15 protein-coding genes and 1 other RNA gene are annotated in these 14,158 nt (G+C 54.9%); 4 read left to right on the forward strand and 12 right to left on the reverse strand.

Translation table 11 applies throughout. The features are described 5' to 3' along the window. Positions 1-5 precede the first annotated feature (5 nt). Positions 6-366, forward strand: a transfer-messenger RNA (tmRNA) gene (ssrA, locus tag QV747_RS06150). A 414-nt stretch (positions 367-780) separates the two neighbouring features. Here the strand turns inward: ssrA and QV747_RS06155 are convergent. The 10 genes from QV747_RS06155 to QV747_RS06200 form a co-directional block, all read right to left on the reverse strand. Next, positions 781-1,308 (reverse strand): hypothetical protein, encoded by a 528-nt coding sequence (locus QV747_RS06155; protein ID WP_273430449.1) that lies wholly within the window; start codon positions 1,306-1,308, stop codon positions 781-783. Further along, positions 1,309-1,851: a glycoside hydrolase family 108 protein gene (locus tag QV747_RS06160; RefSeq protein ID WP_273430451.1), complete on the reverse strand. Its 543-nt coding sequence runs from the start codon at positions 1,849-1,851 to the stop codon at positions 1,309-1,311. Beyond that, a complete protein-coding gene (locus QV747_RS06165) occupies positions 1,848-2,228 on the reverse strand; it encodes a hypothetical protein (protein ID WP_273430453.1) in 381 nt (126 codons plus the stop codon). The genes QV747_RS06160 and QV747_RS06165 overlap by 4 nt, the downstream gene beginning before the upstream one ends. A gap of 94 nt (positions 2,229-2,322) precedes the next feature. Beyond that, positions 2,323-2,712: a hypothetical protein gene (locus tag QV747_RS06170; RefSeq protein WP_273430455.1), complete on the reverse strand. Its 390-nt coding sequence runs from the start codon at positions 2,710-2,712 to the stop codon at positions 2,323-2,325. After that, positions 2,712-4,370 carry a hypothetical protein gene (locus QV747_RS06175; RefSeq protein ID WP_273430456.1) on the reverse strand — a complete coding sequence of 553 codons (1,659 nt, stop codon included), beginning with the start codon at positions 4,368-4,370 and terminating at the stop codon, positions 2,712-2,714. Before QV747_RS06175 ends, QV747_RS06170 begins: the two co-directional genes overlap by 1 nt. Positions 4,371-4,418: 48 nt before the next feature. Next, on the reverse strand, positions 4,419-9,623 hold the full coding sequence (locus QV747_RS06180; RefSeq protein WP_273430458.1) for a hypothetical protein: 5,205 nt from the start codon (positions 9,621-9,623) through the stop codon (positions 4,419-4,421). 74 nt (positions 9,624-9,697) lie between these two features. After that, positions 9,698-9,895, reverse strand: a complete 198-nt coding sequence (locus QV747_RS06185) for a hypothetical protein (RefSeq protein ID WP_273430460.1) — start codon at positions 9,893-9,895, stop codon at positions 9,698-9,700. Beyond that, positions 9,892-10,626 (reverse strand): Rha family transcriptional regulator, encoded by a 735-nt coding sequence (locus QV747_RS06190; RefSeq protein ID WP_273430461.1) that lies wholly within the window; start codon positions 10,624-10,626, stop codon positions 9,892-9,894. The genes QV747_RS06185 and QV747_RS06190 overlap by 4 nt, the downstream gene beginning before the upstream one ends. Beyond that, on the reverse strand, positions 10,623-11,024 hold the full coding sequence (locus tag QV747_RS06195) for a hypothetical protein (RefSeq protein ID WP_273430463.1): 402 nt from the start codon (positions 11,022-11,024) through the stop codon (positions 10,623-10,625). Before QV747_RS06195 ends, QV747_RS06190 begins: the two co-directional genes overlap by 4 nt. Further along, positions 10,999-11,175: a hypothetical protein gene (locus tag QV747_RS06200; protein ID WP_273430465.1), complete on the reverse strand. Its 177-nt coding sequence runs from the start codon at positions 11,173-11,175 to the stop codon at positions 10,999-11,001. Before QV747_RS06200 ends, QV747_RS06195 begins: the two co-directional genes overlap by 26 nt. Before the next feature lie 104 nt (positions 11,176-11,279). Here QV747_RS06200 and QV747_RS06205 point away from each other — a divergent pair, with 104 nt between their 5' ends. Beyond that, positions 11,280-11,693: an Arc family DNA-binding protein gene (locus QV747_RS06205; protein ID WP_273430467.1), complete on the forward strand. Its 414-nt coding sequence runs from the start codon at positions 11,280-11,282 to the stop codon at positions 11,691-11,693. 21 nt (positions 11,694-11,714) lie between these two features. On the opposite strand, the gene QV747_RS06210 is transcribed toward QV747_RS06205, so the two are convergent. After that, positions 11,715-11,927, reverse strand: a complete 213-nt coding sequence (locus tag QV747_RS06210; protein ID WP_273430469.1) for a hypothetical protein — start codon at positions 11,925-11,927, stop codon at positions 11,715-11,717. 119 nt (positions 11,928-12,046) lie between these two features. On the opposite strand from QV747_RS06210, the gene QV747_RS06215 reads away from it, so the two are divergent. Then, on the forward strand, positions 12,047-12,328 hold the full coding sequence (locus tag QV747_RS06215) for a type II toxin-antitoxin system RelE/ParE family toxin (RefSeq protein ID WP_273430471.1): 282 nt from the start codon (positions 12,047-12,049) through the stop codon (positions 12,326-12,328). 9 nt (positions 12,329-12,337) lie between these two features. After that, a complete protein-coding gene (locus QV747_RS06220; RefSeq protein ID WP_273430473.1) occupies positions 12,338-12,610 on the forward strand; it encodes a HigA family addiction module antitoxin in 273 nt (90 codons plus the stop codon). Here QV747_RS06220 and QV747_RS06225 read toward each other — a convergent pair. Beyond that, positions 12,607-13,902: a transglycosylase SLT domain-containing protein gene (locus QV747_RS06225; protein WP_288791479.1), complete on the reverse strand. Its 1,296-nt coding sequence runs from the start codon at positions 13,900-13,902 to the stop codon at positions 12,607-12,609. The genes QV747_RS06220 and QV747_RS06225 overlap by 4 nt on opposite strands. Positions 13,903-14,158: the final 256 nt, after the last annotated feature.

Raw genomic sequence — 14,158 nt, forward strand, 5'->3', positions numbered from 1 at the left:
GAACCGGGGGTGCCATGGTTTCGACAGGGGTTGCAAAGCGGATGGGGGCATGCCGGGTTCTCAGACTACCCGTAAAACACTGAACCAAAATAGTCGCAAACGACGAAACTTACGCTCTAGCTGCTTAAGCTAGACTCTACACCGCAGGGCCCATCGGGCGGGCTGGGTCAAACCAGCAGTAGAGTCATTTAGATGGGATCGCCTCAGGTCGGGTTACTTGGCCGGGGGTTAAACTTAAGGTAACTCGCACTGTTCAAGCCTGTCGGTCGGCGTGACTCAGTGTTAAATCCAAATGGCTAGACTAAGCATGTAGAACTCACTGTAGAGTGCTTCTGGACGGGGGTTCAACTCCCCCCACCTCCACCAATTTTAAGCAATAAAATCAGCCACTTAGAGAAATCTAAGTGGCTTTTTTTATGCCTATTAGCCCTGTTTTCTGCCCCAGAATCGGAACATTAATCGCAACATTGCGCACCGTTTATCTTCCGCAACCCGAGTAAAGATCGGTGGCGGGCTATTGCCGGCGCCATAAAAGAAAATGCCACTTATGAACTTTCGCTCATAGGTGGCATATGTTGTATTGGTCCAACAAGAAAAACGGTCGCTCGTATGCGGTGATTCTTTCCCGTGACCCGTTCACCTACGACCCGATTCTGTGTATCTACAAATCAGGCAAAGTCCTTGGCCATGCCCCACGCATCGAGCGGCCGAAGAACCTAATGCAGCGGATCAGGGAAATCAGGCTGGCCCGCAAGCGCCATGGCTATGTGCTTCGGTTTATCAAGTCGATGACTTGAGCTGCTCGATCGCGCGAGACTTGGCTGCACTACCTGCGCTCGAACCATAGTAATACTGCACGATTGAGCCAAACGCTGCCCCCAACGCGCCAACGAGCACCAAAAGCGAATCGCTACCGCTCTTTGGTAGACCATAGGCCACCAGCAGGCCGATCACGCCGAAGAACCCCGCCACTACCAGCAGCCCCAGCGCTTTCGGCATCCAGTCGTTCAGCGCTATCTCACGCGAACGCGCATTGGCCCGGTCGTCCGCCGCGATCTTTTCCAGATCAGCCACGCTCTTAAACCCAAGCTCAGCCATCTGCAGCTTGAATTGATTATCTGCCTGGCGAATGGCCAGCAGCTGCTCGGGTGTGGCATTGGCCACCGCCGCGCCAATTTGCTCTGGGTCGTTTTCAACACCCAGTACAGAGGCCAGAGCCGCACCGGCCAGCCCGCCCAACGGGCCACCCAAGGCAGTACCTATAGTCGGCGCAATGGCGCCTATGGTTTTTTTCCAGTCGAAGGTCATTTAGATCACCACCCGGTTACGAATCCAGCCATAAATAAAGGCCTCATCTTTCTGCCGACGCTCGGCCAGATCGATGTAGCGCTCGCCCTGCAGGCAGTTCAAGGCTTTAAGCATCACAGCCTCACCATCTGCCCCACGCTTGGCCAGAAATTTATCCAGTGCAGCGAGTGTGGCAGGGCCAATAGCACCATCCACTTTTAAATCAGGATAAAACGCCGCCTGGTTATTCATCACGTTCAAGGCTCGCTGCAGCATCATGCCGGCAGTAGCAGTACCGCAGTTCACGCCAGTATCAAATAGCTCAGCCGCCACAGCCTGAGATCGGGCGCCGACATCGGCAAACTTGGGCTTAATCCAGTAGCGTTTCAGGTAAATCTGTTTAGCCTGTTCGCGCGTCATATCCTGCATGCGACCGGTGTAGCCCTCTTCCCGCGCCACAGCGATGGTAATACCCCAAATTGTTTCGCCGCCGCTGTCGTTTGGATCGTTCACATAGCCGCCTTCCAAGCCAACTACATGATCAAGCAAGTCATTAATCTTCATGATTTGATCCCCGTCTTGAGCCACACCCACAACACAACGCACGCGGCCCCTACCCCGGCCACCCATTTGAGTAGGCCACCCAGCGCCGCCAGAATCGTCACCGTCCCGCGGGCGTTTTCGTAGACCTGCAGCAATTCCTTGATGTCTTCCAGCAGCTGCTTCACCTCGGTGACGTGCTGGTGGTGCGCTTCCACCTGAATCTTGATTTGGGCCAGATCACCGCTGATGGCTTCGATGCGCCGCTCGGCCGTCGAAAATAATTCAAGGCGATGCTCGATCTGCCGGACACGGGTTTCAATGTGGTAGTACTGCTCCCAGCTTGGCGTCGGCTGGCCGCCATGCGCTACCTCCCCCACTTCTTCTAATAATCCGCTCATTGCGTCGCCCTGAAAGATTGAAATCAACGGGCGTAAAAAATGCCCTGTATGTAGGGCATTTTGGGCTTACGGCTAGTAATCCATGCGACTTGGATTAGGGGATCTGGCTGGCCTGCATGAAAAGCTGGTCTAAATACTTGTCACTCCATTTCCTTTTCTCCGCAATGGCCGCAATCAACGGTGAGTCCCGCCGCCAGTCCTGCGCATCATAGAACCCAACACGCAAAGCCTCTGGCGACGCTGGACTATCAACATCAGCCTTAATGCTGTCGTATTCACCGATTGCCAATAGATGCATTTTTCCTTTGTAGCGGGTTATGCTTTCAGGCACGACAGGCTCAACAGGGTCAGCGGCTTGAGGCGTATTACCGGCAGCAAGCCACTTGTCATATGCGGCGCGATCAGCATTCAATGGGTCGTTTGGGATACAAGCATGATCGGCTACTCTTAACACACAGTCTGAGTTCAGAATGAGTTGGTACATTACATCCTCGCATCTGCTGTGCAGTTAAACACTACAAAGCTATCTACAGCGACCAGAACGTTATTCACTTGAGCGCGAACAGAATCACTACCGCCAAAACTTGACATTACTGCTGATACCCCGTTAGCCGCATCGACGGAACACATGCCGGCTGTTCCTGCATTGTCTCTAGTTATAAGGGTTGGTGCAGAGCGCATAGGCGCACGAAGAATACTAGACGCAGTAACGTAGCGAACATTGCCAGTACCCACGACAGACAAAGTAAATCGCTGGTAATAGCGAAGCGCTGCTTGCTGCTCTCCACCCCAACGCCCCCAATGTGGAGTCCACGGTGTAGCAACTGAGCCAGCTTCGAGTTTGACACCAGTGATCTGCCATGTTGCCCCAGTGTTGGCAATCCAGTTTATCGATCCCGACACGCGTGTTTGATTACCTGCTTGCCAAGTATTCGCTGTTCCATTGAAGTTTGAACCGCTGCCCAAGTCGAATACGATATCAAAGGCACGGGCATTATCAGTCGCCCAAGAACCGATAACATCCGCGGGGATCGTCACGCTAAACACAGCCCAGCCTGTAGAACTGACTACATAGGTGAAAAGATAGCTGCGATTAAGTGCTGAGCCATTGCGGATGCATCCGGCAAAAGTACCAGTCACTGACGCCTTAATGCGAAACTGCAATGTTACTGCGCGCCCTGTCGCTGCGCCCCACGCAAGCTCTATGGCGTTAGAGCCTTCAATTGGCAAAACGCACTGAAAGTAGTCAGCCGCCAAAGGTGTCACCGCCGACGCCACGACCAGCTTCAAAGACTTGCTAAAGCCTACAGGGGCGTCAGCCACTTGCTGGGATGTGATTTTCGAGGCTTGAGAATTAAACAGAGCAACCTGATCCAACACATAGGCCAGTGCACCTGTAGTTGCTGGTGTTACCACCGCTCCCACGCGCTCCTGATCCCAACTCATATCGCCGTTGATGATGATATTGCGACCTGCCACACCATAAACAGAAGATGCAGCGTTGATTGCGATGCTTGCATTTTCTGCTGCAGATGTTGCACTTGATCCTGCCGCCGAAGCACTACTAGCCGCCGAAGTTGCAGAATTACTAGCCGAGTTGGCGCTATCGCCAGCTGCTGTTGCTGCGCTGCTTGCGGCGGTTGCGCTATTCGCCGCTGCGCTCGCGCTTGTTGATGCAGCGCTGGCCGAGCTTGCAGCAGACACAGCCGAAGCATTAGCCTGTGCGGCCGCGTTGCTGGCGTCAATTGCCGAGCTTGCAGCCATCCAGAAAGCATTATCCCCACCAAATGATGAGCCAGATTTGTGTCCGGCAATGCAGACAAACTGCAGGCCAGACGCCAGCACAAAATCGCGTGGCGAGTATTGGGTATTTGCAGCCCAGTTCCCCCGTGGATTCCACCCGCCACAGACAATCGAGCGCAGCCGGTCACTCAGGTTGTAGGGCTCAACCAAGTAATCAGCCAGCTTGCCATCATCGCGCTGCAGCTTTTGCAGATTGCCGTTCAGCGCATTGAACGAAGTGGCGATATTGGCAAACTCTGTGTCGAGCTTGGTCGTATTGACCGTGGAGCGCCCCGACGCATTAACGGTTTCATCTTGGGAAAAATCAGCCGTGGGGCTGTAGTTTTGAGCGGTGGGCATGGGCGAAACCCTTGATAATCAGTTCCGCCCATTGTGGTATCACCTAGGCTAATCCATGCGCTTGATGAGTTCATCACGCCGCTCGATGAGCTCCTTCACCTTCTTGGTGCGGGCCTCAACAGGTATGGACTGATCACGGTTCACGCGCCGGATTTCCTCATTCATCTTCCGGGCCTCTTGCGCTTTGTCGAACTGTTTGCGCCGCTGCCCCTCGGCCACATCGACACGGCGCAGCTTAACCCCCACTGCGCCCAAGGCGGCATCACCTAGCTTTTCTGGATCGCCCCAGCGGTTTTCGCCGGAATAGCCGGCCGCAATCAGCGCATCGCTTAGCGGCGTATCGGCAAACTCATTCACCGCGCCGTTGGCCAGTCGGTTGAAGTAATAAGATCCTGGCACGAATGGCATATTCGGCGCCCATTGCGACCAGACCGACATCGCCCGCTTCTTAGCCGCTTCACCCAATAGCTCATCGCCTTCGGTTGTAATCTCTTTGCCGGTAAAGGTATCGCGGTTCATCATGTACGTGGCAAACAAACCATACAGCGGGCCACCAGGCTGTGCCCAGCTTGGCAAGTCACCACCCGCCTTGGCCTGCTCACGCATTTCCATGAAATCACCCAACGGCATATAGCGATAAATATCCAGGAACATGGCCGCGCTATTGGCATCATTGATTGGCAGCCGGATATTGCGCGGAATACCCCAGGCTGAATAGCCATTCATTTGGTCGCTCATCGCATCGCGCTCTTTGTCCTCATCGCCAGTACCGCCCAACAGCATGTACGACAAGGCATTGATTGCATACCAGGCACCCACAATCCCCGCGATACGGTGTGGTTTGGTCATCGCTAAGCGTGCAGCAGCCGGTATCGCCTTGCTGGTAAAGCTAAAGAACGGCAAGCCATGATCACGAACTACGCGCACGCCCTTGGGCAAATCGGCGTAGTTGAACACAAAGGTTTCTGCATAATCCATTGCCGTATTTTCATCGGCGCCGCCCTCGCGTGCCTTCATATACAGCGCCAGCTTAAAGATCGCATCTTCTTGGCCGTAGGCATTGCGCATGGCTTGCAACACTGGATTGCCAGAGCCATACAACTTATCGAACCAACGGGCGAACGGGCCTTTCTGGGCGTCAGCGAAGGACTGGCCATCCCGCATTTGGCCAATCATTTCGGCCAGCTCAAAATTGCCATCATTGCCAAGCAGCCCACCGTCGATGGCTTCCTGATAGTACTTGCCGCCCTTGCGCATCTGCGTGGCTGCGCGAGCCCACCACTTCGGCCCAGCCCCGGCGGCCATGGTCATATGCATATTGCCGATGATGTTATTCATGTGCGAGGCAGGATTAAGGGCCGTTTTCCCTTCTTTCCATAGCCCGACCGCTTTGCGGTACAGGCGCATGGCCTCATTCTGATCACGCATCATGTACTCAAGATGCTCATTCACTTCCGGCGAAACATACTTGCCAGCCAGCTGGCCGTATTTGCTCACGCCCGTCTCGCTGTCGCGCGTGGCCGGCATCTGCACCCAGCCGTCCAGCGGCGTATCACTGGCTAGCTCAGGGTCTTGGCTAATGCGCTTGAATAGCTGCCCCAGCGCTAAATCGCGCTGCGTTTGCAGGTAACCCAAAACAAAGCGGGTGCGGGCATCGCGATCTTCCCCCATCTGGGCACGCTCTTCGCGGGTCCAGTCGCGGTTCATCACCACATTGCCACCCTTGGCCTGCGCCACTTCACGCCAGCCCAACGCCTTGTAGCTCTCGACCTGATCGGCTGGCACCACCATCTTTTTGCCGCGCATCTTCATCCGGCCGCCATCAATACCTTGGCGCAGGATGGCTGGCATATAGTCGGCCAGCTTTTTGGCTTGGCGGGTATATAGCCGCGGCAGATAGTTCTCGCCCAGCCGGTCCACCGTTTCTTGGCTGAGCATACCCAGCTCAACAAGGTCTTGGCCTTGCTGCGCCAGCGCAGCGCGCATCGCCGTCGCCATTTGTTTGATGTGCTCGGGTGGCACTACGCCGCTCTGCAGCTCGTCCTCGATAAAGTCCGACAGCAGCTTGGCATCATCCAGCGAAATGCCCTTGCCGGCCTCGGCCACCGACTGCGCCGTGCGCTCAGCTTTGGCCTGATCCAACTTGAACTGGCGCAATTGCTTGCGCAGCTCGGGCGACATAGCCGAGACTTTACCCACCGCCCGGCCAATGGTTTTATCCATCAGCGCGCCGACTGCGGTTGCAAATGCTTCATAGCCGGCATCGGTCACGCCAACGGTCAGACCGCCAGCACGATCACGGCCAATGCCAAAGTGCTTGGTCTTTTCTCCATTGCGCTCAGGCGCAACAGATAGCTTGGCTTGCTGAGTGGCCTCACTCGTTTCTGCCTGCCCGCTGCGAACCCAATCCATTGCCCCGCCCAGCAAATCCAGCACCTGCTGATTGGTGAACTCGTTCTTCGGCTGACCAGTGAAGCGCGCCAACCAGGCTTTAAACCGATCAAGCAATTCGCCTACTTTGACCGCTAAGCCTTCACGCATATTGAGCGGCACATTCACCCGATAGCGCAGCAGCAAGCTGGCATAGTTGCCGGTTTCTTTGGCCGCATTGAGTTCGGCCAGCGCTTCCTCAACGGAAAGCAGTCGGTCAAATAGATCAGTGCCCAGCCCGCGATCACGCGCAATCGCCTTGGCTAGGCGCTGGATAAACGGGTTTGTCTCGGCCTGGTGCAACACCTGAAACAGCGTGCGCCCCAGATGACCCTCGATACCACGGTGCAAGAGCTCATGGGCCAATACCCACACACCACGCCCGGGCGTATCAATCGAATCAGCGATCAGGATAATTTCACCGGTTTTGGGCTGATAGAAGCCCTCCACCATGCCGGATTGAATGGACTCAGCCGATTCCTTGGCGATCTGTGCAGCCTCTTCGGCCGTTTGCACCACGCGCACGGTGGCGTTATTCACGCCCACCATCGCCTTATCCACGGCCTCTTGCAGCCGCGCGGCAGACAGGCCGGATTGGTAGGCGGGTTTGGTGGATTGCTTGATTTGGCCGCCATCGCTATCCACCGGCAGAATCTCGGCGCGCTCCTGATCGGTCAAATAGTCCTTGATCTGCTTGCCGCGGTGCTCAATCGTCCGATACACATTGCCGAGCCCATCATGGTAAACAGGGTCGCCATCATAGATTCCGGCCAGAGTCTTTGCCTTTGGCTTGACCGCAGGCGCCGGCTCACTATTCAGTGGCGGCTTGGGGTCGGCGGCCGTGTCTGCATCAGATACACCAGCTCGAATAGCCGGCTCACTTCCTGCGTTAGTGGCTGAGGCATTTGCTCGCGGCTCATTACCATTTTGATCTGGCTGGCTTCTTGCGGGCTGATCAGCTGCTGGCGACGTAATCGCTTGATCGCCTGCGCTGCGGTCATCTCGAACTCGAGTATCAACTTGCACCTCTGCTTGGATTGGCCCCGTCGATAGCGCAGCGCTTTGTTGCGCATCTTTAGACAGGGTATCTTTATTTAATTTATTGCTTTCATAACCTGTAGAGCGATACCCCTCTGGTGTATCTTCGCTTTGGGCGGGGGTAGCTTCCAGCGTGAACGGCTGCCGCATCATCGCTGCGCGCTCGCGTGTGTCAGCAATTTGGCCTGCCAGCTGATCATCGCGCAGGTTCATCCGCGGTGAGCTCACACCCTGCTGCGGCGCAATCGAAGGATCAACCACCCCCATTTGCTGCAGCTGCTCGGATGCGGCCAGATAGGCATTCTGCGCCTTGGTGTATTGGGCTTTGGCAGCCACTGGCATCTTGGCCACCACATCACCGTGCCTGGCCTCAATGCTCCGTATGGCCGCAAGCGCGTTCTTCTGGATGGCTTGCAGCTTGCCGATCTCGGCCTTGCTAGGTGGCTGCGCTGCTTCGGCTATGCTCTCGCTCACGCCAGCCGGCCCAGCGTAGAGCACACCTGACTTGTCCTCGATCTGTGGCGTTGCCTGCTGCACAGGTTCTGCCGCCGGCTGCGCGCGCACACCATCTGCGCCCGCTTCCCATACCCCACCAGTATTCAATGGCTGCACCGCCGGCTCTGCGCCGCGTTCCTGTACTGGCTCGCTAGCAGGGATGTATTCACCAGATCGCGCCGGCACAACCACGGCCGTTGACTCCGGCGTGACGGTTTCGCCCTGCGGTGCCACGGTTTCGCTGGCTGGGGGGGCATTACGCGTAATATTGTTGAGCGCGGCGGCATACTCTTCCGCCGCTTGTTGTGGCGGCACTTGTGGTTGCGGAGCAGGGTGGCGGTAATCTTGCACAGCTTCAACGGCGTTCAATGTACCGCCCATGCCCAAGCCTAATGCGCCACCCAAGGTTGCGGCCTCTGGCACGCCTTCCCACAGATTCTGGCTTGGGTTATATGTCGATTGCGCGCCATAATTCTGCGCAAATTGCGTACCGCCCTCGTCCAGCGCTTCTTCGCCCACCTCTTTGCCGGCCATGCCAATCGTGCGCATGGCCGCCTGCCCAGCGCTTAGCTTGGCAGCCTGATCGCCCAGCAGCTTGCCCGCCACCCTTGATTCGGCGCCCGCGCCAAACATACTCGCCACCGCAGAAATCGGTGCTGCCACCATCGCGGCACGATTACCTGCCTCTCGTGCAACGTCATCAGATTGCCCGGCGGCCCACGCATCAGCCTGCGCACCAGTGGCCGCGTCACCCGCCCCCAATACTGTGCCAGTGCCGACATTGGCGGCCGTCATCCGTGCTACCGCATTCGCCCCGGCCTGGGCCCCACGTGCCAAGCGCATCCCGCCACCCACCACGCCAAACATTGGCAGCTGCTCCCCTACAAAATTGGCTGCAGCGCTAGGGTTGTGCAGCAGGGCATCAATTACGCCTTGCCCCCCCTTCGCATTGCTTACCTGCGCCTCGGCGTAGCGTTGATGCGGGGATTTAAAGTCTTGAATCGCCTGCCGATCAGCAATCAGCCCCTTGGCATTGCCGGCAAACCAGTCATCTGCAATCGGGCCAGTGGCTTTATCGGCCACCCAATTCAGTGTTTGCAATATCTGATTGCCGCCCCCCGCTAGCGCAGCAGTTGCATCCCCCGCCACATCGCCCCATGATCGGCTGCCAGCTGGCTTGGCGTTGGCGGGCTTGCTCGGTGCTATGCCAAACTCGTCGAACAAATCACCGCGTGGCGCAGGCTTGGCCGGCTGCGGTGTAATTCCAAATTCATCGAATAAATCAGGCATGGCGTTTCCAAACATAAAAGGGCAGACTTAATTGTCTGCCCTGTGCTGGGAATCCATGCGGGATATTAAACGGGTCAATCTAACTCAATTATTTCCCCATCAGCAGTTAACGGCATACTGTTCTCAAATAATTCAACGGCAGATGACAAAAGCCTAACCCTCTCTCGCAAAGCTTCAGGCCATTCTGTTGCGTTGTTATTGCCAAGCATAGCCTTGGCTGCGAGCAACAAATCGACTGCATATGAAGGTAGTGGAGTTTTAGTAGCATTCATGCAGCAATTCCTTCTGCGGCGAGTTCTGCCAGCTTCGCGATACCCTTGGAGGTAATCAAAGCCTGCAAAACGGTTTCTATCTCGCCACTGGTGTGATGAATTTGAACTGGCTTATGGGTAATTAAGCCCTGCTTTTCTTTCGCGGCATTTCCTACTAAGCGACCGTTATTTTGCCTGCGATGCACCCATTCAATCTGTATCAGCCACTTATTGAATCGACGCTCTTGAATGTTGAGTGCTTTTGCGGCATCCCGAAGGCACATATCACCATCGGACCTAGCCAGCAGCTGCTGGGCCGCAACAGCTGGAGCTTGCTCGGCAACTATCAACTCAAGCTTCGCTTTTTGATCAGCCAAGTCCGCAGCCAAGCGCAATGCTTCAGGCAACGATTGTGGGATTGCAGGCTGCACAGTTCTTCGCGACAGTTCAAAAAATGCTTTGACCAAGGCCTTCTTAAACTTGCGCACGATTTCGCTGTTTCGCATGTAGGTCAGAAGCAGGGTTGATTGCTGCTCGTTAAGAACGGCAATCTCTGTTGCTTTCGCAAAGCCACCCTGCTCAAGTGCTCTACCCTTCCGCGTTTCAAACGCGAATGGGCCAAACTCTTCTAAATCAGCAGCATAGTTGCGAACAAGCTCCAGCACATTCTTGTGTTGAGTCTCCGTCCCTTCGGCAATAGCCAGCGAAGTGGTTACGGCATTTCCGTCTTGAATAATGACTAGTTCGTTCATGCTGCCACCTCCATGCGCTTTACTTGCCGGCGGGCGGCCTTGAGTTGCTCGTACACAACACTGATTTTTTCAACGTTGGCCTGATTCATCCCAGACCAGTCATCAGCAAGGTACTGGCCGACGCCAGCCAAGCGCTGAAGGTTTGATCCATCTGTTGCCGCATCTTTGATGGCGACGAACAATGCACCAAGATCATCGATGCAGTGCTGCATCATGATGGCGGCATCATACGAGTCGGTGATAGCCTGCTCGTAATCGACCCGGGTATTTTGATGTGCCGAATTCATGCTATGCTTCATGGCAGAACTTCCTTTCCTGTTGGATGTTTCTTCCGAAGCCATAACGGTTGCCGCCGTTGTGGCTTCATTCATTTCAGGCATTCTCAGTACGTTTGCCATACGCAGCCTCCATTCCTTTTTTGATCAAAAATAGTATCTGCCCATTCAGTGTTCTACCTTCTTCTGCGGCTAGCGCTTTAAGCTGCTCGCGCTGCCCATCAAGCTTGAATCGCAGCATAAATTTGTCTTGTGACTCGCTCGGGGAACCCATTGCATACTCTCCTGAAAAATATGGCTCAAAGCCATATACGCATAATATGTCGCCCCGACTTGCTCTGCAACAAAAAGTATGGCTCATAGCCATGATTTATATGCATGGCCAATAGCTTTATCATGCAAAAAAACTATTGCGAGACACCTATGTCAAAAGAGAGATCGCCACAGACGGCCGACAAATATATTCTTCGCTTCCCCGATGGCATGCGCGACCTCATCGCGCAAAAGGCCAAGGAAAATGGGCGATCAATGAATGCTGAGATCATCGCCCGGCTTTACGAAAGCCTGTCAGCCCCGCCAAGACTGACGGAGGAAATGGACGAAGAGATGGGGCGCATCAGGTTTATCCTTGATGCATTCAAGGCGACTAGCAAAGATTTTGATAAAGAGCTGAGCGAGCGCATTCAGGAATACGTAGCCAGCGCAGTTACGCATTTGATTGACGGCAAAGCTGATGTTGAGCGCCTAAAGCAACATTTGGTAGAGAATCCACCACGTTGGTTGTCAAAATAAAAGCCGCCCGCAGGCGGCTTTTTACATCCATCCATGGTATTTGGCCCACAGAGTCACTCCACCAACATAGCCAAGTATGGCAATCCCGATTCGCATGAAATCCAGCATATTAATTGTCCCGCGATCACCCTCCTCTTGCGCCTTCTTGTACTGTTCCGAGGTTTTAACCAATTCACACACCTTGGCAATTACCCCAAATATGAGAGTGAAATAAATAAAATCAAAGATGAGCACAGCCTCTCCTGAGTAATTTGTAACGCAATCAAAATCCTGACACTACCCCAACAAAGAATCAAGCATTTGCGTGCATAGCTGGTCTTGCCATGTGTATAGCGTTTGTATACACTACACACATGATTAAATCATTCAGGCACAAAGGCTTGCAGGCCTTCTTTGAGACGGGCAGCAAGGCGGGCATCCGCCCCGATCATGCAAAAAAACTGCAAGTGTTGTTGACCAGCCTTGCCGCTGCGCAAGTGCCGGAAGACATGGCCGTACCGAGTTGGCGCTTGCATCAGCTCAAAGGCGAACTCTATCCGCACTGGGCTGTCACCGTGAATGGTAACTGGCGGCTCACTTTTTGCTTTCTGCCCGATGGCAATGTCGAGCTGGTTGATTATCAGGATTATCACTAGGAGACTACTATGCGTATGCACAACCCCGCCCACCCCGGCGAAGTACTGAAAGAGTGGCTTGAGGGGATCAGCATCACCGAAGCGGCCACCAAGCTTGGCGTGACCCGCGCGCATCTGTCACGCATTCTTAACGCCCATTCCGGCATTAGCGCGGATATGGCCCTACGCCTTGCCGATGCACTGGGCACTAGCTCTGAAAGCTGGCTGCAGATGCAGATTAATTACGATTTGTGGCAGGCGGCACAAAAGCCCCGCCCCCATATCGAACGCCTGCGCGCTTAACCTCCAAACATAAACGGCTTCGCGAGTAGTTGTTGCGATACCTGCTGTGCCCGCTGTTCATTCTGTGCGCGCTTCTGGTCATAGACTGATTGCGGCGGCTGAATATTCAGCTGGAACATATCGGGCAGTTTCAAAGTAGGCAGCTTGGCTTTTTCACTGCCATCGCTGTAAGTGCGATTTTTCCAGCCATTATCGGTTATCGGCTTTGGCTTTGGCGCAGCGGGTGCTGGCGCTGGCGCGCTAGGCTGAGGGGCAGCTTGCACTCGCGGTGGCGCAGTTGGCGGAGCTACCTGAATGCCGCGCTGCTGCAGGGTTGCAATCACCAGCTCGGGTGAGACGCCGCGATTTGCGGCAGTCTGCACCACCTCTTCCATTGTCACCACCTGCCGCATGGGGCTGGCCTGCGCTGTGGGCTGCGCTTGCGGCAGCTCGCCCCAATTGCTTAGACGTGCCTGGTTGATCTTGGGCCCGTTGACAAGAAATCGAGCGGCAAACTCGGCGATGGGCGGGCGCCCTGCGGCTTCCCACGCTGCATTCAGTTGATTCAGTCGCTGGTTGGTTGCAGCCATGTCAATGATGGGCTTGCCACTCATGGTATCAATCCGTGGCGCACCACGCTCATCCAGCGCTTGCACACTGAATTGATCACGCAGCCAATCAGGCATCGTCATATTCACGGCTTTTGTCGCAGCCGCATCCTGATCCTTGGCCTGTTTAAGCTGAAATCCACCCATTCGGGCGATTACACCGGGCACATAAGCGCGGGTTTCAGCCGGCAAAAAGCGAGAAACGCTCGCAAAGCTGCCATCGCCGCCAGCGGCCTTGTCTCGCTGCAGCGCTTCTTGCACTGCACCCGGCCCTGCGTTATACGCAGCCAGCGCTAATTGCGGATCGCCAAACTGTATTAATTGTTTTTTGAAGTAAGCGCGCCCAATTGTTTCGTTATAAGCAGCGTCGCCTCTCCATTTGCCTTCATCCCAAGGCAAGCCAGCCGCCGCCGCGGCTTCTGGACCTGTTTTTTTCATTACTTGGGCGACGCCTACAGCGCCTTTTGGGCTTACTGCAGATTGATTGCCGCCGCTTTCCTGCCCGATCAGGGCCGGCATGATCTGCGCCACGACCTGATCGATACTCGCCCCTTGCGGCAGAACCATATTCGACCCTTGATTGGTCTGGTAGGCTTCTGCATTAGACTTTCTAGCGCTAGCATCGTAATTGCGCCCTTGGGCAAGTTCAGTTCCGGTTTTGGCCTTCAAAAATTCAGCCGTCACGCGATTTACCGGGTTTGCCATATCTACATTGCCATTAAGGTTATTGTAGATAATGCCATTCTCCATTTTATAAGAATCCCCAGCATTAATTCTCGCTGCATTTGCGACATCAAGCGCGGTAGATCGTCCGTCGACTTGCGAATTAAGCCCAGCACCGTAATTACTGGTGAATTTTTTTACCAAGTTATTATCAAACCATTCAGGTGCTGCAGCAGGCGTCACCTTTCCGGCATGCAAATCTTGAATCACTGGCGGTGCAGTTGTATCGGTGAATTGC

The organism is uncultured Chitinibacter sp. (assembly GCF_945957625.1).
GTDB classification, from domain to species: Bacteria; Pseudomonadota; Gammaproteobacteria; order Burkholderiales; family Chitinibacteraceae; genus Chitinibacter; species Chitinibacter tainanensis.